We start from the raw sequence: 19,019 nt of genomic DNA, 5'->3' as shown, positions 1-19,019 counted from the left end.
GCTCACGACCTCATCGCCGTGGGTTCGACGGCGTGCTGCCGGGGCGCGGTGACCAGATAGGGGCGGACGCTCTTGACGAGCATGGCCATCTCGTAGCCGAGGACCGCCGCGTCGGCCTCGCGGCCGGCCATGACGGCGAGGCAGGTGCCGGAGCCGGCCTTGGTGACGAACAGCAGGTTGGCGTCGAGTTCCACGACGACCTGCCGTACGTCGCCGCCGTCGCCGAAGCGGACACCGGCGCTGCGGCCGAGGGAGTACAGCCCGGAGGCCAGCGCGGCCATGTGGTCGGCGCTGTCGTGGTCGAGGCCGTGGACGGATTTGACGAGTCCGTCGCTGGAGAGGAGAACCGCGCTGCTGGTGTGCGGTACGCGCTGCACGAGGCCGCTCATCAGCCAGTCGAGATCGGATACCTGGCTGGTCTGCGCATCGCTCGCCATGGTGGATCGACTCCTTGGGGTACGAAGGTCTGCGGGAGCGGTGGAACCGGGGGTGAGGGGGGTGCGGGTGGTACTCATCCGGCGGGGGCGCTCCCGTCCTGCCGGAGGGGGTGGTCGTGGGCCGGGTCCCGGGGGGTGGGGGTGGGGGGCATGGACAGCCGCGGGGCCGGGGGCGTGGCCCTCGGGTCCTGCGGGTGAAGCGGCCCGTCGAGGTCCGGTCCGCCGCCCTGCTGGGCCTCGGCGAGACTGACCCCGCGCTGGTAGGCGGCCATCAGGCCGGGGTCGTGCCCGGCGGTGAACTCGGGCTCCTCGCGCGGGGCGGACCGCTCGCGCAACTGGGGTACGAGGTGCTGCTGGGCCCGGCGCCGGGGCAGCTGGGGCTTGCCCTGGGTGCCGCGCACGGCTCCGGCGCGCGGCGTGAGCGGCCTGGTCGCGTGCGACTCGATCAGCGACCGCTCGTCGGGCCGGATCCCGGGGACGGCCTCGGCCGGGGTGGACCGCGCCGCCTGGGCATCACGCACGGGCAGCGGAGCGGCGGCCCCGTCCCTGGCGGCCCCGTCCCTGGCGGCCGGGACCCGCCCGGTGCCGGGGCCCACGGGAACGCTCCCGGTGTCCTGCCCGAGAGACCCCCTCCCGGTGCCAGGCCCGACGGCTGGACTCCCCGCCCCGGGCCCGGCAGAAACACTCCCGGTGCCGTACGCGCCCGGAGCACTCCCCGTCCCATGGGCGACCGGCCCGGTCCCCGTCCCGTACGACGCCGGAGCGCCCCCCATGTCGTACGGGGCCGGAGCACCCCCCGTCCCGTACGCCACCGGTACGCCCCCGGTGTCGTACGCCGAGGGCGTGCCCCCTGTGCCGTCGTGGGGCAGGGCGGGCTGCTCGGCGGTGGGTGCGGCGCCGAGCAGGGCCTGGGGGACGACCAGGACGGCCTGGACACCGCCGTAGATATTGGTCTGGAGCCGTACCGTGATGCCGTGCCGCCGGGCCAGTTGGGAGACGACGAACAGGCCGATGCGGCCGTCGGCCAGCAGGCTGGCGACATTGACCTGGTCGGGGTCGGCCAGCAGGGCGTTCATCTTCTGCTGTTCCTCGACGGGCATGCCCAGTCCCCGGTCCTCCACCTCTACGGCGAGCCCGGAGGTGACCAGGCCCGCGCGGAGCAGGACCTGGGTGTGCGGGGCGGAGAACACCGTGGCGTTCTCGACGAGTTCGGCGAGCAGATGGATGACGTCGGCGACGGCGTGGCCGCGCAGGGTGCCTTCGACGGGGGGCACCAGTTTGACCCGGGAGTACTGCTCGACCTCGGCGATGGCGGAGCGCAGCACCTCGGTCATGGGGACCGGGTTGCTCCACTGGCGGCGGGAGACGGCGCCGCCGAGCACGGCGAGGTTCTCGGCGTGGCGGCGGATCCGGGTGGCGAGGTGGTCGACATGGAAGAGGCCCTTGAGGAGTTCGGGGTCCTCCAGTTCGTTCTCCAGGTCGTCGAGGATCGCGATCTCGCGGTGCACCAGCGACTGGAGCCGGCGGGCGAGATTGACGAAGACCTCCAGCTTCTGTTCGCTGCCGGTCCGGCTGGAGAGCTGGGCGGCCTGGACGACACAGGCGACGGCGCTGTCGTGGGTGTTCGCCAGATCGGCGGCGAGCAGCTCGAAGTCGTCGGCGTCGGCGGGCGGGGTACCGCGGGTCCTGCGGCGGGGCGGCTGCTCGCCGCGGCGCAGCCCCTCGACCAGGGCGCGCAGTTCGGCTTCGCGCCGGGTGCTGCCGCGGCGCAACGCGTCGACGCGGTCGTGGACGGACCGGGCGGCCCGGCGTGCGGCGACAGCGGCGACGGCGACGGCGGCGAAGGTCACCGACAGGGCGGCGGCGAGCACGGCCAGCAGGGTGGGGCCCAGCGGTGCGGCGGTGGCGCGGACGGTGAAGATGACGGCGGCGCCGGCGCCGAGGGCGACCGCGACGGGGGGCAGCACGGCCAGGCGCATCAGTTGGGGCTTTATGTGGGCCTCGGGCAGCGAGGGCGTGGTGCGGGCGACCGGCCGTCCGTGCCGGCCGCCTTCGCGGCGGTCTGCGCGTGCGGCCGGTGCGCGGAGGTGTGACATCGGTTCCCTCGTACTGGTCCGTCTGGTGGCGGACACTCACAGTAGTCGCCGACATGTCCTGAGTGGTGGGCAGTTGACGAACTCCCCCGTAGACCATCCCGCTCTGGTATGAGGCATCGCACGGAAGATCGATAGGTCGGCCGGAGAGTGGGAGGAGAGTCACCATCGGGCGATCAATGCTGGTCAATCATGGTCATGAAACGACGGCGGGGGCCGGGGGGTTCCTGACCCCCCGACCCCCGCCCACTTCGTCGTCCTTCTGGACGGCCGGCCGTTCCTCGGCGCCCGGCGACCCTTTCCGCCCTCCCGACGCATTGCCCAGAACATCACCCAGCGTGATCACCGGTCGGTGTCACGGCTTGCGGGCCACCGCCCCGTACATGGCGATGTCCTCGTCGCGGATGTTCTGCTCGCCCGTGCCGTCCGGGAGCCATCGGTGCACCTGGACGATGCCGGGCTCGACGAGTTCGAGGCCGTCGAAGAACTCGTGCGCCTCGTCCATCGTCCGCAGCCGCATCGGCATGTCCCGGGCCGCGTACTCGCGGGCGACCCGGGCCACGTCCTCGGGGGCGAACTCGGCGGTGCCGATGGACATCGCGAGGTAGCTGCCGGACGGAAGCGGCTCAAGGAGCCGGCGCACGATGCCCACCGCGTCGTCCTCGTCCAGCACGAAGTGCACGATGGCGATGACGGTGAGCGCCACCGGCCGGGTGAGATCGAGCGTCTCGCGCAGTTCGGGGGCGTCCAGGATGGAGCCCGGGTCGCGGAAGTCGGCCTCGATGTACGACGTCCGGCCCTCGGGCGTGCTGGCCAGCAGGCCCTGGGACAGGGTGAGGACGATCGGGTCGTTGTCGACGTAGACGACCCGGGACTCGGGCGCCACGGACTGGGCGATCTCGTGCAGATTGGGGGAGGTGGGTATGCCGGTGCCGATGTCCAGGAACTGGCGCATCCCGGCGTCCTCGGCGAGCCAGCGCACGGCGCGGTTCATCCAGTCGCGATTGGCCCGCATGTGGATCGGCAGCGCGGGCCACTCCCGGGCCATGGCGTCGCCGGCCTCCTGATCGGCGGGGTAGTAGTCCTTGCCGCCCAGGACATAGTCGTAGATCCGCGCGGAGTGCGCGTGCTCGGTGTCGATACGGTCGGCAGGCCATCCGTTGTCAGGCAACGCCGTGTCTCCCATTCGGGTCGGGGTGAGTGAGCCAGGTCCAGCGATAACAGCACTCGAACTCCTTGAACTCCTTGAACTCCTCCTAGAACTCCTTGCGAATCGCACCGAGCTGGGCCTCGGTCCGGCCGGCCGGCGCCGCCTGGGCGCCCAACCGGTCCAGGGCCTCGCGGTAGACCACGACGTCGTCCCTCTTGTCCAGATACACGGCACCCACGAGGCCGCTGAGGTAGACGATGTCGGGCAGCTCACGGGCCCGGAACCGGAAGATGTGGTACGCCCCCGCCCGCATCGCCGGGTGGGGTCCCTGGGTGAACCGCATGATCTGCACGGTCACATGCGGCAGCCGGTTCATCTCGATCAGATGGTCGATCTGCGCCCGCATCACCCCGGCCCCGCCGACCGGCCAGCGCAGCACGGTCTCGTCCATCACCACCCACAGCCGCGGCGGCACCGGCCGCAGCAGCAGTTCCTGGCGGCGCATCCGCAGCGCGACCCGGCGCTCGGTGGCGTCGGCCGCGGCATGCGGGTTGCCCGCGCCGAGCAGGGCACGGGCGTAGCTCTCGGTCTGGAGCAGGCCGTGCACGAACTGGGGTTCGTAGGCGCGGATCTGCAACGCGGCCTGTTCCAGGCTGAGATACGCGGCGAACCAGTCCGGCATGACATCGCGGTAGGTGTGCCACCAGCCGCGCTTGTTGGCCTCGCGGACCGACTTGAGGAAGGTGTCGATCTCCTGCTGGTCCGTCACCCCGTAGATCTGGAGCAGCTTCTCGGCGTCCGCGAGCCGCAGCCGGGCGACCTTCGCGGCCTCCATGCGGCGGATCGTGGAGTGGCTGACCCCGATGGACATGCCCGCCTGCTCGAAGGTCAGACCGGCCCGGACCCGCAGTTCCTCCAGCTGCCGCCCCAGGATCATGCGCAGGACGGAGGGAGCGCCACCCCAGTCGGTCTCCGCGGTCACGCCTTACCCCCTCGATGCCTCCGGGTTCCAGGGCCAACCGTCTCACGCGATCACTTCCACTCGCGTGCTCGATCGCGTCCTACCGCGCCAGCGTGCGCATGACTATTTGCAATTTTCAACTTGTAGGTTGCGAAAGGACGTTGCCGGATGACACCCTGGACCCACCGCCCCGACGCGCTCAACCGCGAAGGACCACAGCTCAGTTGAGCCGAGTCGGGCGGTGACCCACTGTCGTCGGATGCGGCTGACCACCGCACCCGCGCGTGGCCGGGCCTGCGGTGCGACTCCGTTACGGCCCCGGGCACATGGCAGACGAAAGGCGTGCGGCGATGGCTTCGCCCTACCTCCCCCACCCGCCGGCACAACTGCCCCCGTCCGGCCTGCTCAGAGCGGTGCCCACGACCAGGCGCGCGTACGACGACCCGCGGGAGCACACCCGCGCCGCAGAACCACCCGGAGGCGAGTTCACCGGTCAACTCCCTGGGGACCCGTGCCCCGACCGCCTCGCCTCCGGGGATCACCCCACCCCCGCACCGCACCGCGCCGCCGAGCGCGCGTCCCGCTTATCGGACGCGTTCGCGCTCCCGGCCGCCCCGGCCTCCGTCGGCGCGGCCCGTCGCCGTGTCCGCGCGGTCCTGGACGGCTGGCAACTGGCCGAGGAGACCCGGGACGACGCCGTCGTGGTCACCTCCGAGCTGGTCACCAACGCGGTCACCCACTCCGCGAGCGAGTACGTCATATGCCGCCTGCGCCGCACCCCCCAGCTGCTGCGCATAGAGGTGGAGGACCAGAACCGCGGTGCCGCCCGCCCCACGCCCCGCCGGTCGGGCCCCGACGACCAGAGCGGACGCGGCCTCCTGCTGGTCGCCGCGGTGAGCGCCGACTGGGGCGTCGAGGTCGCCCCCGACCGCACGGGCCGGATCGTGTGGGCCGAACTGCCGACGACGGCGACGCCCTTCCCGGCCCCGGCGCCCCCACCACCGCCCACCCCGGCTCCGGCCACCGACGGCACGCGGGATGTCGTACGGCGTGATCCGCACCAGCCGGACCATCCGCACGACTCGCACCAGCCGTACGAGCCGCACCCCCCCGCGCCACCCGCATGAGCCGCACGCGCCCGTGCCGGACCCCGCGGAGACCACCACCGGCCCCTCCCCCACCCGGCCGAAGGATGTACGCCATGCTCCGACCCCACGGCACTGAGCCCCACCGGCCTCCCCTGGTCCGCCGGGCGGATCCGTCCTGGACGCCGGCCCGTCCCAAGCCCGAGCCACGGGTCGGGCCCCCGGCACGGCCCGGCGGATCAGCCGGCCGCCCCTGACACGGGCGCCGGGTCCACCGGCGCGGCGATCAGCCCTTTGTTCTCCATCGGCAGGTCCACGACGCGTTCCAGGGCCAGCCCGGAGCTGTCGAGGAGGGCACGGCAGTCCGCGTCGGTGCGCTGCCGTCCGCCGTTCGTCACCAGCAGCTGCAGATCCCACAGGGCGGTGAGCACGGCCTCGGGATCGTCGGTGGCGACGCGGTCGAGCACGACGACCCGTGAGGTGGGCCTCATCACCGCGCGGACCCGGCGCAGCAGCCGTACGCAGGACGCGTCGTCGCAGCCGCCGAGGACCCGGGAGAACAGATAGGCGTCGGCGCCCGGCGGCACCGGCCCGGTGAACATGTTCTGGCCCCACAGATCCACCCGGTCCGGGCCGACGCGCTCGGCGAGATAGGCGCGGGCGATGGGCATGGTGTGCGGGAGGTCGACGAGAACGCCCCGCGCCCCTGGCGCCGCCGCGAGCACGGTGGCCAGCAGTTGCCCGCTGCCGCCGCCGAAGTCCACGACCGTGCGGCAGTCCGAGAAGTCGATGGCCCGGGGGACGTCGTCGAAGACCTGGTGACCGGCGCGCAGGGCCCGCTGGAAGCGGCCCGCCAGCTCCGGGTGACCGGCGAGATAGGTGTCGAAGGGGAGCCCGTACGCCGTCTCGAAGCCACTGGTGCCGGTGGCCAGGGCGTGCTCGGCGTGCCCCCACGCGTCATAGCACTCCTCCCCGTAGAGCAGGCACATGTCCCGCAGCGAGCCGGGCCGGTCGCGCAGTTGTTCGCTCACGGGGGTCGGGTGGTACGTACGGTTCTCGCCCTCGCCGTCGGCCGTGAAGACGCCGAGCGTCACGAGCAGCCGCAGGAGCCGTCCCAGGAGGTCCGGCGCGAGGCCGGTGGCCTTCGTGAGCGCGGCGCGGTCGCGCTGCCCGTCGGCGATCAGGTCGGGCAGCCGCAGCCGGGCGGCGACATGTACGGCCTGGGTCCGCCAGGCACCGGTGATGAGATCGAGGGCGGTGTGGGTGGGGGTGTGGTCACTGGGCATCGGGGGGCGTCCTTTCGTTCGTACCTTTCGTTCGTATCGTTCGTATGAATGCGAGCGGGCCTGCGTGCGTCGGGCCCGGTCGTCGGTCGGTCAGGGCTGGAGGCGGATGGCGTGCCAGCCCTCGGGGGTGCGGTCGTAGCGCAGGCGTTCGTGGAGGCGGCCGGTGCCCGCCGCCCAGAACTCGATCTGGTCCGGGACCAGTTCGAGGCCGATGTAGGCGGCGGGGCGGGGCTGGGGGCCGACGAGGTGTTCGGCGCGGGCGCGCAGGGCGGCCACGTCGTACAGCGGGCGGCTCTGCCGGGAGGCGACGGTCATCGCGTGTGTGAACGGTGGCCGGGCCGCCCACATGGCCTCCGTATCGGCGTCCGGCAGCCGTCGTACCGGGCCCGCGACGCTGATCTGGCGGCTGGTCTCGCGCCAGTAGAGCAGTCCCGACGCCCAGGGGTTGGCGCGCAGTTCACGGCCTTTGCGGCTGTTCATGTGCGTGGCGAAGACGAGTCCGGTGCCGGTGAGCCGGTGCAGGGCGACGATCCGGGTCGAGGCGCGGCCCCGGGCGTCGGCGGTGGCCAGGGCGAGGGCGGTGGGTTCACGGACGCCGACGGCTGTCGCGTGGGCGAGCCAGGCGCGCAGCAGGGTGAGGGGGTCGGGGGGCGGGGTGCGGTACTCGGGGAAGGGCACCGCGAGGGTCCCGGTCAGGGTCTCGGAGTCGCGTCGCTCAGACATGGAGCCTCCCGTGGGCCACGGTGACGGCGTCTCCGGCGACCTCGACCCGGTCCACCCGGTCCCCCGCGCCCGCCGTCCTGGCGAGCATCCGGGAGGGGCGGCCCAGTTCCACGCCCTGGTGGATCTCGATGGGGCGGCCGTGGTCGACGTATCCGTGCCGGGCCAGATGGACGGCGAGCGGGCCCGCGGCCGAGCCGGTGGCCGCGTCCTCCGCCACCCCGTAGGCCGGGGAGAACATCCGGCTGCGCCAGTGGGTGCCGGAACCCGCGTAGCAGATGGCGGCCAGGTCAGTGAAGCGGGCGAGGGCCCGCTGGTCGGGGACCGCCGCCGACAGCGCGGCCACGCTCGCGAGGCCGACGAGGACATGGCGGGGTCCGTTGCGGTAGATCTCGACGGGGAGGGCGGCCAGGGTGGAGCCGGTCACGCCGAGGGCGTCGAGGAGTTCGTCCGTCCGCTCGAACGGCCGCCAGGTGGGCACCGGCTGCCGCATCCGCGCCCCCACCACCCGGCCGCCCTCCCGGGCCAGCGTCAGCGGGACGACCCCCATGGCGGTCTCCAGGCGCAGCAGGTCGCCCGGCCGGGTCTCCCCCAGCGCGACGGCGGCGCCCAGCAGCGGGTGGCCCGCGAAGGGCAGTTCGTTGACCGGGGTGAAGATCCGGGCCCGGGCGTCGGCGCCGCGCCGGGCGGGCAGCAGGAAGACGGTCTCCGAGAGGTTCAGCTCACGGGCGACGCGCTGCATCCGGGCGGGCGGGAGATCGGCGCAGTCGAACAGCACCGCCACGGGGTTGCCCTGGAGGGGCACCCGGGTGAAGGCGTCCACGACGACGTACCTGTGCATGGTGGATCACGCTCCTCGCCGGTCGGCGGCGGCCGGGACGGCGCCCAGCGTGTGGCGCAGGGCGCGGGCGAGGATCCCCGGGCCGTCCCGGGTGAGCACCGACTCCGCGTGGAACTGCATCGACGCGAAGCGCGGGCCGCGCAGGGCGTGCACCTCGCCGGTCCCCGGGTCACGGCAGATCTCCACCGGGCCCACCCCGTCGATCTCCGCCAGGTCGTGGCCGCTGTGCGCGGCGTAGGTGTTGTAGAAGCCGACGCGCTCCCGGCGGCCGAAGTGGTCGATCTCCTTCTGCACGCCCTGGTCGGGCACGGCCCTGCGGTGCACGGGGAACCCGAGCCGGAGGCTGAGCACCTGATGGCTGAGACAGACGGCGACGAAGGGCCGCCGCAGGGCGAGCAGGGTGTCCACGGCCGTGTGCAGCCGGTCGATCCTGGGATGCCCGCGCTCCTCGGGGTCGCCGGGGCCGGGACCGAGCACCACGAGGTCGTGGCGGTCGAGAGCGCGGGGCGTGTCGGGATCACGTACATGACTGACCGTCACTGTCAGTCCCAGTGAGCGGAGTTGATGGGCGATCATCGCGGTGAAGGTGTCCTCGGCGTCGAGGACGAGCACGGTCCGGCCGTCCAGGCCACCGGTGGGTCCCTCCCCCGGCGGAAAGGCGGCGCGCGTCGACGGGCCGCGTGGGGCGAGCCAGAACCCGGCGAGGTGCTCGTTGCGCCGGTCCAGTGCCGTCCGTACCTCCGGGTGGGCGGCGAAGGAGGCGGGGCCGTCGGGCTCCAGGGCGGTGAGCAGTCCGGCGGCCTTGGCCCGGGTCTCGGCGGCTTCGGACGCGGGGTCGCAGTGGCGGACCAGGGTGGCGCCGACGCCGAGCGCGAGCCGGCCGTGCGGGTCGATCTCGGCGGTGCGGATGAGGATCGCGGAGTCCATGGCCGGGGCGCCGAGCGCGTCACGGCCGATGAGGGCGGCGATTCCGCCGTAGTAACTCCGGCCGCCCGGCTCGTACGCGGCGATGACCCGGGCCGCGTTCTGGAGCGGGGAGCCGGTCACCGTCGGGGCGAACAGCGTCTCGCGCAGGAGCTCGCGCGGGTCGCGGCCGGTCCGGCCCTCGATGAGGTACTCGGTGTGGGCGAGGCGGGCCATCTCCTTGAGGAAGGGGCCGACGACCCGGCCGCCGTCCGGGCAGATCCGGGCCATCGTCTTCAGCTCCTCGTCCACGACCATGTACAGCTCGTCGGTCTCCTTGCGGTCGGCGAGGAAACCGAGGACACCGGGGAGGGTGGGTCCGGCGGGCGGATAGCGGTACGTGCCGCTGATCGGGTTCATGACCGCCGTGCCGTCGGCCAGCGAGAGATGCCGCTCGGGCGAGGCGCCGACGAAGGTGCGGGTGCCGGTGTGGATCAGGAAGGTCCAGTACGCGCCGGACTCGCGCTCCAGCAGCCGCCGGAAGACCGCGAGGGCGCTGTGCGGGCCGTAGCCGGGCAGTTCGGCGGTGAAGGTGCGGCGCAGGACGAAGTTGGAGCCCTCGCCGCCGCCGATCGCCTCGTCGACGATCCGCCGTGCCGTGCGCGCGTACGCCGTGTCGTCCAGGTCGAACGCGCCGCCGGTCAGCGGGGCCGCCGCCCTGGGCAGCCGGGCCAGCGCCTCGGCGACCGGGACCGTCCGGTGCGCGGTGACGGACAGCGCGATCAGCGGGGCCCCGTCGTCCACACAGGCGAAGCCGCGCTCGGTGAGCTGGCGGTACGGGACGAGCGCGAGGACGTCGTGGCGGTGGGCGGGGCCCGCGCCGCGGGGGCCCCGGGGCAGCGGGATCTCCCCGAGGGTGGCGGGCAGCGAGACGCGGCCGGTGAGGGCGTCCAGGTGGGCGGGGCCGGTGGCGGCGGGGCGGTGCACCAGGGCGAAGGGGGCCGGGCGGGGGCTCAGCGCCTCGGCGAACGGATCGGTCAGGGCAGGCATGTCAGGGCCTCCTTCGTGGCCTGCGTGGTGACGACCATCGCGCAGCGCCCGGCGGCGTACCGCAGCGCGCCGTCGTGGTGGGCGCGGGAGAAGTCGCCGGTGGCGTCGGCGACCAGGAACGGACGGATGTCGTGGGTGAAGGCGTCGACCGCGGTCATCAGCACGCCGAGGTGGGCGTACACCCCGCACACGATCAGCTGGTCACGGCCGGACCCCTGGAGCCGGTCGAGCAGGCCGGAGCGGAAGAAGGCGCTGTAGCGCCATTTGGTGAGTGTCCAGTCGCCGGGGCGGGGGGCGAGCGCGGGGTCCACGGCCCGGTCGTCGGCGGTCGTGCGCATGCCCGGGCCCCAGAAGTCGGCCAGCAGTCCGCGCTGTTCGGGGGTCATCCCGCCGGGCTGCGCGGTGTACGCCACGGGCACGCCCAGGGCGGCGGCGCACTCGCGCAGCGACCGGACCCGCGCGACCAGCTCCCGGCGGCGGTCGCCGGGGAAGGGGGCGAGGAAGTAGCGCTGCATGTCGTGCACGAGCAGCACGGCACGCCGGGCGTCGAGGGTCCAGCGGGCGGTGTTGGGGGGCAGGTCGGCGGCGGTGGGGAGGGGGTAGGGGGCGATGGTGGGGAGGGTGGGGGTACGGGGGATGGCGGTCATGGGGTGGTCCTTGAGGTCGTCCCTGGGGTCGCCCTTGGGGTCACCCTTGAGGTCGTCCATGAGGTCGTCCTTCGGGCTCGCAGGGGCGGTTCGGGCGGCGGCCCGCCGTTCCCGGGCCGCTGGACAGCACGGGGCCGGTCCCGCCAGGCCGACGCCACCGCCAGCGCCTGCCAGGGGTTGAGCCGGGGATCGCAGTGGCTCGTGTACGTGCCGCCCGCGCGCCCGGCGTCCCCGTCCCCGGTCGCGCACTCCGTCACGTCGTCCGGGGTGGTCTCCAGGTGGAGGCCGCCCGCGATGCCGCCCGCGGCCTCGACGGCCCGCTGGAACCCGACGACCTCGCGGCACAGCGTGGCGACGGCCCGGACCTTCGTACCGTCGTGCGCCGTCACCGTGTTGCCGTGCATCGGATCGCACAGCCACACCACCGGGTGCCCCGCCGCGCGCACCGCCGTGACGAGGGGCGGCAGCAGGTCGGTGACCCGGCCGGCGCCCATCCGGGCGATGAGGGTGAGCCGGCCGGGACGGCGGCACGGGTCGAGCCGCCGGCACAGGGCGAGCAGGGTGTCCGGGGTCATGGCCGGGCCGACCTTGCAGGCCACCGGGTTGGACACGGCGGCGAGCAGGGCGACATGGGCGCCGTCGGGGTCGCAGGTGCGCATGCCGGCCCAGGGCCAGTGGGTGGAGCCGAGGTAGGGGCGGCCGTCCTCGTCGTGGCGCAGCAGCGGGAGTTCGTAGTCGAGCAGCAGCGCTTCGTGGCTCGTCCAGACGGCCGGGGCGATGCCGAGGCTCTGGAGGGGGGTGGGGCCGGGGGTGTGGCCAGGGGTGGCGCCGGGGGCGGGCCAGCCGAGGTGCCGCATGACCTCGGCCGCCGCGAGGTAGCCGAGCAGGACGCGCAGGGGGTCGGGGCGGCGGCGGTCCGGATCGGGTTCGGGCGCGTTGACCAAGTGCCCCCGGTAGGAGGGGAGGCGGCGCCCGCCGATGTCCTCGTAGGGCTGGGAACGGGGCTTGGCGTACTGGCCCGCGATCCGGCCCACCCGTACCACCGGCTTGCCGGTCGCGGCGCGCAGCGCGTCCGCCAGCAGATCGAGGACGGCGACCTTGCGGCCCACATCGAGCGGCGTGCGGTCGTCGGGGTCCTCGGCGCAGTCGCCGCTCTGCACGACCAGCGCGGCACCGGCCGCCACCCGGGCCAGGGCGCCTTCGAGCGCCCGCAGTTCGCCTGGGCGCACCAGAGCGGGACGGGCCGCCAGGGCCGCGCGCACCCGCCGTATCTGCTCCGGGTCGGGCCATTCGGGCTGCTGCGGGGCCGGGTGACGGGTCGGATGCGGTGGCGGGGCGGCCATCGGCGCGAGGTGCGGAAGGGCCGTCGGCGCGGCGGGCGGTACGGCGGTCAGGGCGCCGGCCTCTGCCCGCTTCACGTCGGAATTCCTTCCCGCCTGATCTCGGGCACCGGAATGCCGAGTGCGCGCAACTGCGCGAAAGGGTTCATGAATTCGCGATTGCGGGTGATGAGGCCGTCGGCGAGTTCGAAGGAATGCAGGAAGTGATTCTCGTAATGGCCCTCCGGATAGCCGGGAAAGCGAATCGTGCCGTGGCCGTCGCATTCCACCCAGAAATGATGGGGGTCCTGGGTCTCGAAGATCCGGACGCCGTACCACTCCCAGTCCGGGAAGCAGCGCAGCGACCAGAGCGCGTGGGCGGCCAGCCGGTCGCGTCCGGCGATCTCGATGGGGGCGCCGGTGTCGGTGGTCCACAGACCACCCCGGCCGTCCTCGGTGAACAGTTCATGGCGGCGCAGCCGGTCCTGTCCCCGGGTGTTCATGTACGTCTCTACCGTCCGGCGGTTGCGGCGGCGCAGTTCGCTGGGCGCGCGGCCGGGTCCTCGCCGGGATGCGGTGCCGGGCATTTGGATACCTCCCGCGATGCGTGGGGAACGGCTTGGGTGCCCCACTCTCCGGGTCCCGGCGCCCCGGGAGCCTGAGGCGGACGCCCTCTCGTCCGCCCAGCGCGGACCGGGCCGGCGGACGGGGCGGTCGGTGGTGTCCGGCCGGGCGGCGGCTGGGGCACGGATGGGACGGCTGCCTCATCCGTCCGGTCCGCCGGACCGCCGAGACTGGAACTTTCCGTGGGCAGCCGCGCGGGAGGAGGCCACTTTGATGCCGGAAGCCGCTGTTGGACGGGGGATCAGGGCCGGGGGTGGGGGGCTGGTGGGTGGGCGGCTGCGGGGTGGGGGGCTGGTGGGTGGGCGGCTGGTGGGTGCGAGGCCGGTGAGTGGGTCGCTGATGGGTGCGAGGCCGGTGGGCGGGCCGCTGGTGGGCGCGAGGCCGGTGGGCAGGCGGCCCGTGCCTGGGCGGCTGCTGGCGACCCGGCGGCTCGCACCCGGGCAGGTGCTGACCCGATGGCTGCTGCCCAGACGGCTACCGGCCCGGCGGCCAGAACGCGGGGGCCTGCTGACCCGGCAGGTCACGCCCCGGCGACTGCCAGCCCGGCGGCTGCCCGCCGAGCGGGCGGCTCCCAAGCCGCTGCCGAACCGGCGGCCCCCAGCCTCACGTCCAGCTCCCAGACCACTTCTGGCCCGACAACTGCCGACCCGGCGGCTGCCGGCCCAACGGCCAGAACCCGGCGCCCTACTGACCCGGCAGCTCACGCCCAGGCGACTGCTGCCCCGGCGGCTGCTGCCCCGGCGGCGGTGGTCCCGGGCGGCGGGTCTCGCCCGCGCCGAGGCCCGCGTTGCGTGCCCGGACGATCGCCTGGGCTCGGTCGTTGACCTGGAGCTTGGTGAAGATGTTCGTGACGTGGTTGCGGACGGTCTTGTCCGAGATGGTCAGCCGGCGGGCGACCTGCCGGTAGTCCAGGCCCGCGGCGATCAGGTCCAGGATCTCCAGCTCGCGCGGGGTCAGATCGGGAAAGACCTGACGGCCGGGGGCGGCGGCGAGGGCCCCGAAGAAGGAGGGCAGCCGCTCGGCGATCCGGGGCCCGAAGACGGCTCCGCCTGCCGCCACGGTCCGGATCGCGGTGAGGATCTCGTCGCGGTCGGCGCCCTTGACGAGATAACCGCCGGCCCCGGCGCGCATCGCGGCGAGGACATTGTCGTCGTCGTCCGACATGCTCAGCACCAGGACCCGCACGCCCGGCCGGTCGCTCAGCAGGCGCCTGGTCACCTCGATGCCGGAGGCGTCGGGCAGTCCGAGGTCGAGCACCACCACCTGCGGCGCCGCACGGGCGCTCAGCTCGATGGCCTCCTGGGCGCTGGACGCCTCCCCCACCACCCGGAATCCGTCCTGCGGGAGCAGCGCGCCGCGCAGCCCGACCCGGAACATCGGATGGTCGTCGACCAGCAGCACCGTCACGGTGGCCTGGCCCGGCACCGGCTCGGCGCCCTGGGGACCCTGGGAAGGACCCTCCGGACTGTCTGGACGTTCGGGGCTCTCGGGCCTCTCGGGGCTCTCGGAGCCCTCATTCCTCATGCCGATTACTATAGGTAATCAAATGACCACACGGAGTATTCGCGCGCTGCTGGGCGCCCACCGGTCCGAAGGTGAGGACCAGCTGGCCGCCGCCGCATTGTGCTTCACCGCGATCCTCACGCTGAGCGGATTGTGGATCGGCTATCTCTTCGCGAACGCGGGCGACCCGGGGGTGGCGGGCAGCGTCCGCGACCTCAGTGTGCTGCTCTACGGTCTGCCGGCCGCGGCGGCCGGTGTCCTGGTGCACGCGCACTGGCCCGGCGCCCCCTTCGGCTGGGTACTGCTCGGCTACGCGCTGACCGTGATCGTGCCGTCCGCGCTGGCCGCCCCGCTGTGGGTGGAGGGCGGGGGTACAACGGCGCGGAGCGCGGTGGTGGCGTTCGAGGCGGTGGCCAATCTGGTGAAGGTGACGCTCTGGTACTCGCTGCCGCTGTGGTTCCCGAAGGGGCGGCTGTCCCGGCGCTGGTGGTTCTACCTGGCCGCGGTCGCCGTCTGGGCGGCACCGCAGACCTTCGCGTACGCCGCCGCCTCCGGCACCCAGTTCGGCGCCCCCAATCCGCTCGCGACCGGCTGGTGGGGCGAGACCGCCGCCGCCCTGCGGGACCGGCTGTCGAGCGCGTGGGACGTGACCGACGTCCTGCTCATCGCCCTGAGCACGGGCGTGCTGCTGCGCCGGATCCTGCGCGGCGAGCCCCGGCTGCGGCGCCCGTTGCTCCTGCTGCTGTCGACGTATCTGCTGTGGGCGGTGGCCCAGCGGATCTACTACTACTTCAGCGACCAGGCGTACTGGCCGACGTACTTCCTGTTCACCGCCGCCTCGGCGCTGTGGCCGGTGTCGGTGGGGTTCGTCGTCGTGCGCACCGGATCCTGGCGGATCAGCCGCTCGGCCCGCCGGATCCTGGCCGGGCTGATCGTCACCACGCTGCTGACCGTGGTGTACGTGGCCGCGGCGGCCGTACTGGCGGGCGGGCTGACGCCCGGCCGGGCCGCCGACGCGGTGGTCCTGGTCGCCCTGGCCTTTCTGCTGGGCGCCGGGCTGCGGCGCACCACCGGGTGGGCCGTCGGCCTGGTCGACCGGATGTACTACGGCGACCGCGCGCACCCCTACCAGGTGCTCCAGACGCTGGCCGAGCGGATCACCCACGCGGTCAGCCCGCAGGACATCCCGGCGACGCTGTGCACGACGGTGGTGGAGACGCTGCGGCTGCCGGGCGCGGCGCTGGCCGTGCACACCCGGGCCGGGCCGCGGACCCTCGCGCAGGCGGGCAGGCCCGACGACCCCGGCCAGCGGTTCCCGCTGCTGCACCAGGGGACGGCCATCGGCCATCTGTCGGTCAGCCCGCGCGAGGGCGAGCAGGAGCTGGACGAGTGGGACACCGGCATCCTGTCCTCGCTCGCCAACCAGGCCGCCCCCGCGCTGGCCTCGCTGCGGCTCCAGGAGGATCTGCGCACCAGCCGGGAGCAGATCGTCTCCGGGCGGGAGGAGGAGCGGCGGCGGCTGCGCCGGGACATCCACGACGGTCTTGGCCCGGCCCTCGCGGGGCTGCGGCTGCGCGTGGACAGCGCCGCGGCGCGGCTGCCCGCCGAGGATCCGGTGGGCGGCGAGCTGCGGACCGTCTCGGGCGAGCTGCGCCGGGTGATCGAGGAGGTCCGGCACATCACCCACCGTCTGGGCCCCGCCCCACTGGGCGAACTGGGCCTGAGCACCGCGCTGCGTCAGCTGGCCGCCGGTTTCGACTGCGAGCGGCTGTCCGTCACCGCCGCCCTCGATCCCGACCCGCTGCCGCCCCTCCCGGCCGCCGTGGAGGTGGCGGCCTACCGCATCGCCGCCGAGGCCCTCACCAACGTCCTGCGCCACGCGCGCGCACAACACGCGGAGGTACGGGTGCGGGTGGACGACCGGGCCCTGACCTTGACCGTCGAGGACGACGGTGTCGGCTTCACCCCGGCCCCGGCCCCGGCCCCCGGCCTCACCCCTGACGCAGCCCGCGACCCGAACCCGGAGTCGACCGCGGATCCGGCCCCGGACGCGACCGCCGATTCGCCCCCGTCGTCCGGCAACGGCCTGGGCATCCGCTCGATGGCCGACCGGGCGGCGGAGATCGGCGGCCGATGCACGGTGGAGGGGGAACGGGAGAGGACGGAGCGACCGGAGAGGACGGAGAAGTCGGAGAAGTCGGAGAGGACGGACGGGCCGGGGACCGGGACTTCGGTACGGGCGGTGCTGCCGCGCTCATCGGCGCCGCTCGGGCCGGACGGCTCCGGCTGAGGTGCGTGCGGGCGCGGACATACGGACGCCCGCCGTCTCCCCGTTGCCGGGGACGGTGACGGCGGGCGTCGGACGATGATGTGCGGCGGGTGGGCGCGGGTGCGGTCAGCGGCTCTTGCCCAGCAGCTTGGGGCAGGCCGGGCACTTCTTCTCCAGCCACTTCCGCAGGCGGTCCACGGGACCGGAGTCCTGCTTGGACTCGCAGTCGCACCGCGCTGCGAGAAGAACCACCCCGACGAGTGCGGTGCCGGTGCCCACCGCCGTGATCACCTTGCGTTTCATGACTGCCTCTCCGTGCCCGCGGGCCCATCACCGTTGATCGGTTCTGTCACCCTTTGCGACAACTCCCGATCCATCCTCCGCACCCGGCGTCCCGCCCGCATGAGGCTGCTGCCCCAGCGTGAGCCCGACGTGAGCGGACGTGAGCGGACGTGAGCGCGAAGGGCCCCGGGGCCCCGGGCCACCGCCGGCCTAGATCGCCACGGTCCGGTGGCCGAGGGCGGGCAGATCGGCGGGGGTGCGGGCGAGGACCGCGGAGCGGGCGGTGCGGTGGGGCGTGACGGCGTACTCCTCGCGCCACAGCTCGAACATCAGCAGCGCCCAGACGGTTCCGGCGAGCCGGTCGCAGGGGTGGGTGAGCTGTGCGTCGAGCAGCCGCCGCACCGCCCCCGCGTCGAACATCCCGGCCCGCCGGAGCCGCTCGGCCGACAGCACCTCACGGACGAGGCCGGTGAGCGCGGTGTCGTGGGCGAGCAGGGTGCGCGCGGAGGTCGTCCGGCGGGCGGTCCGGTACCACTCCGGCACGGCCGTGGTGGCGGCCGACCAGGTCCGGCGCGGGCCGCCCGGGAGCGTCGCGCGCACCTCGTGGGCACCGCTGAGATGGGCGGTACGCCGCAGACCGCGGGCCGGCAGCAGGACGTCCAGTTCGAACCCGGTGAGTGCCGTGCGGCGCGTCCCGCGCACCGCCTGCTCGCCGAGCCGCTCGGTCAGCCGCAGTGCCGTGTCGCCGCGATCGGCGAGATACGCGCGGTAGTCGCTGCTGTAGAGCCCGAAGCGGGCCCGCGCGGGAACGGGGCCGAGGGTGTCCACGTACCGTGCGATCCCGTCCGCCGCGCCCCCGTCGGCCGCCTCCACCCGGCCCCGGCCCCGGACGATCTCGTCCACGGTGTCGGCCGCCGGGGCGCTGCGCAGACCCGCCCGGTGCGCCGAGGCGTACAGGGCGTACGAGGTGAGCGCGGCCGGGTCGGGGTCGGGCTGACCCAGGCTCCAGGCGAGGGCGGGCAACAGGTCCGGGAGGTGCCGGAGGGTGTCCGGGAGACAGTCCACGCACGGGGGTGCGGGCTGGGCGGCGGCGGTGGACGGGGCCGGCCGGCCCGGGAGGGCTGTCCCACGCCGGATCAGCCGGAGCCCTTCGGCCCGGGTGCAGACCGCCGTCGTACCGGGCGGCAGCGAGCGCACCCCGTCGATCAGGGTCTCCCCGTCGAGCGGTGCGCCCACGGTGAGGTAGGCGTCCGGTCCGGGCTCCCACAGGGCGGGGCGGTGCGGCAGCAGGGCGAGCAGATCCGGGATGGCGGTGGCGAAGAGCAGCAGCTCACGACCGGGGTCCCAGTGGTAGTACAGCGGGGTCGTCCCGGCGTCGTCGGTGGCCAGCACCACGGCGGGCGCGGCCCGGGTGTCGACGACGGCGACGGCGTACGAGCCGTCGAGCCGGGCGGCGAACCCGGTCCCGTCCGCCTCGTACGCCCCCTTGAGCACCGCCGCCTGGTTCCGGTCGGCCACGGCACCGCCCGCCGCCTCGATCCTGCTGAGCAGCGGCAGCCGGATGTCCAGCCGCCCGGCGAGCGCGACCGCCACCCCGCCCCCGGCCGTCCCCCGCCCACCGACCAGTCCCCACCCGGGCCCCCGCCGCACCTGCCCGCCGTCCGCCGCCACGGCCCGCAACCTGTACGGGGCGATATCGGCACCGAAATGCCCCAGCATCCGAGCCACGACGATCACGACCTTCCGAACGCGGTCTCACCTGCCCCTCCAAGCTGGGCGACCCGCCACCCCAACCACACGGGCCGGGAATCCGATTCGGAACCCAGGCGGGACCTGGGGCAGGGGCGGG

16 protein-coding genes are annotated in these 19,019 nt (G+C 74.1%); 2 read left to right on the top strand and 14 right to left on the bottom strand.

The window, feature by feature from the left end; translation table 11 throughout:
• Window positions 1-2 precede the first annotated feature (2 nt).
• The 4 genes from ACFRFC_RS07470 to ACFRFC_RS07455 all read right to left on the bottom strand — a co-directional run bounded on the left by ACFRFC_RS07470 (window position 3) and on the right by ACFRFC_RS07455 (window position 4,662).
• Window positions 3-437 carry a roadblock/LC7 domain-containing protein gene (locus ACFRFC_RS07470; RefSeq protein WP_382686537.1) on the bottom strand — a complete coding sequence of 145 codons (435 nt, stop codon included), beginning with the start codon at window positions 435-437 and terminating at the stop codon, window positions 3-5.
• A gap of 74 nt (window positions 438-511) precedes the next feature.
• Entirely contained in the window at window positions 512-2,533 is a 2,022-nt protein-coding gene (locus ACFRFC_RS07465) for an ATP-binding protein (RefSeq protein ID WP_382686540.1), read from the bottom strand.
• A 352-nt stretch (window positions 2,534-2,885) separates the two neighbouring features.
• Window positions 2,886-3,701 carry an SAM-dependent methyltransferase gene (locus ACFRFC_RS07460; protein ID WP_382686543.1) on the bottom strand — a complete coding sequence of 272 codons (816 nt, stop codon included), beginning with the start codon at window positions 3,699-3,701 and terminating at the stop codon, window positions 2,886-2,888.
• An 85-nt stretch (window positions 3,702-3,786) separates the two neighbouring features.
• Window positions 3,787-4,662 (bottom strand): helix-turn-helix domain-containing protein, encoded by an 876-nt coding sequence (locus ACFRFC_RS07455; RefSeq protein ID WP_382686546.1) that lies wholly within the window; start codon window positions 4,660-4,662, stop codon window positions 3,787-3,789.
• Between the two features lie 329 nt (window positions 4,663-4,991).
• Here ACFRFC_RS07455 and ACFRFC_RS07450 point away from each other — a divergent pair, with 329 nt between their 5' ends.
• Window positions 4,992-5,768 carry an ATP-binding protein gene (locus ACFRFC_RS07450; protein ID WP_382686549.1) on the top strand — a complete coding sequence of 259 codons (777 nt, stop codon included), beginning with the start codon at window positions 4,992-4,994 and terminating at the stop codon, window positions 5,766-5,768.
• 197 nt (window positions 5,769-5,965) lie between these two features.
• On the opposite strand, the gene ACFRFC_RS07445 is transcribed toward ACFRFC_RS07450, so the two are convergent.
• The 8 genes from ACFRFC_RS07445 to ACFRFC_RS07410 all read right to left on the bottom strand — a co-directional run bounded on the left by ACFRFC_RS07445 (window position 5,966) and on the right by ACFRFC_RS07410 (window position 14,640).
• Window positions 5,966-7,012: a methyltransferase gene (locus ACFRFC_RS07445; RefSeq protein WP_382686552.1), complete on the bottom strand. Its 1,047-nt coding sequence runs from the start codon at window positions 7,010-7,012 to the stop codon at window positions 5,966-5,968.
• Window positions 7,013-7,102: 90 nt separating this feature from the next.
• Complete coding sequence (phzG, locus tag ACFRFC_RS07440; RefSeq protein ID WP_382686555.1) at window positions 7,103-7,735, bottom strand: phenazine biosynthesis FMN-dependent oxidase PhzG; 633 nt, start codon at window positions 7,733-7,735, stop codon at window positions 7,103-7,105.
• Complete coding sequence (locus tag ACFRFC_RS07435) at window positions 7,728-8,573, bottom strand: PhzF family phenazine biosynthesis isomerase (protein WP_382686558.1); 846 nt, start codon at window positions 8,571-8,573, stop codon at window positions 7,728-7,730. The genes phzG and ACFRFC_RS07435 overlap by 8 nt, the downstream gene beginning before the upstream one ends.
• A gap of 6 nt (window positions 8,574-8,579) precedes the next feature.
• Window positions 8,580-10,526, bottom strand: a complete 1,947-nt coding sequence (locus ACFRFC_RS07430; RefSeq protein WP_382686561.1) for an anthranilate synthase family protein — start codon at window positions 10,524-10,526, stop codon at window positions 8,580-8,582.
• Window positions 10,514-11,173, bottom strand: a complete 660-nt coding sequence (locus ACFRFC_RS07425; protein ID WP_382686978.1) for an isochorismatase family protein — start codon at window positions 11,171-11,173, stop codon at window positions 10,514-10,516. The genes ACFRFC_RS07430 and ACFRFC_RS07425 overlap by 13 nt, the downstream gene beginning before the upstream one ends.
• Window positions 11,170-12,516 (bottom strand): 3-deoxy-7-phosphoheptulonate synthase, encoded by a 1,347-nt coding sequence (locus ACFRFC_RS07420; RefSeq protein WP_382686981.1) that lies wholly within the window; start codon window positions 12,514-12,516, stop codon window positions 11,170-11,172. The genes ACFRFC_RS07425 and ACFRFC_RS07420 overlap by 4 nt, the downstream gene beginning before the upstream one ends.
• A 71-nt stretch (window positions 12,517-12,587) precedes the next feature.
• A complete protein-coding gene (locus tag ACFRFC_RS07415; protein WP_382686564.1) occupies window positions 12,588-13,079 on the bottom strand; it encodes a PhzA/PhzB family protein in 492 nt (163 codons plus the stop codon).
• 721 nt (window positions 13,080-13,800) lie between these two features.
• A complete protein-coding gene (locus ACFRFC_RS07410) occupies window positions 13,801-14,640 on the bottom strand; it encodes a response regulator (RefSeq protein WP_382686567.1) in 840 nt (279 codons plus the stop codon).
• A 22-nt stretch (window positions 14,641-14,662) separates the two neighbouring features.
• Here ACFRFC_RS07410 and ACFRFC_RS07405 point away from each other — a divergent pair, with 22 nt between their 5' ends.
• Complete coding sequence (locus ACFRFC_RS07405; protein ID WP_382686569.1) at window positions 14,663-16,909, top strand: sensor histidine kinase; 2,247 nt, start codon at window positions 14,663-14,665, stop codon at window positions 16,907-16,909.
• Window positions 16,910-17,014: 105 nt separating this feature from the next.
• Here the strand turns inward: ACFRFC_RS07405 and ACFRFC_RS07400 are convergent, their stop codons facing one another.
• Both ACFRFC_RS07400 and ACFRFC_RS07395 read right to left on the bottom strand, forming a co-directional pair.
• Window positions 17,015-17,191 carry a hypothetical protein gene (locus ACFRFC_RS07400; protein WP_382686572.1) on the bottom strand — a complete coding sequence of 59 codons (177 nt, stop codon included), beginning with the start codon at window positions 17,189-17,191 and terminating at the stop codon, window positions 17,015-17,017.
• 189 nt (window positions 17,192-17,380) lie between these two features.
• Entirely contained in the window at window positions 17,381-18,889 is a 1,509-nt protein-coding gene (locus ACFRFC_RS07395; RefSeq protein WP_382686984.1) for a hypothetical protein, read from the bottom strand.
• Window positions 18,890-19,019: the final 130 nt, after the last annotated feature.

It is taken from the genome of Streptomyces sp. NPDC056734 (assembly GCF_042790455.1).
Classification (GTDB): domain Bacteria; phylum Actinomycetota; class Actinomycetes; order Streptomycetales; family Streptomycetaceae; genus Streptomyces.
Note: the sequence above shows the minus strand (reverse complement) of the source record. Positions and strands in the feature narration are given on the sequence as shown.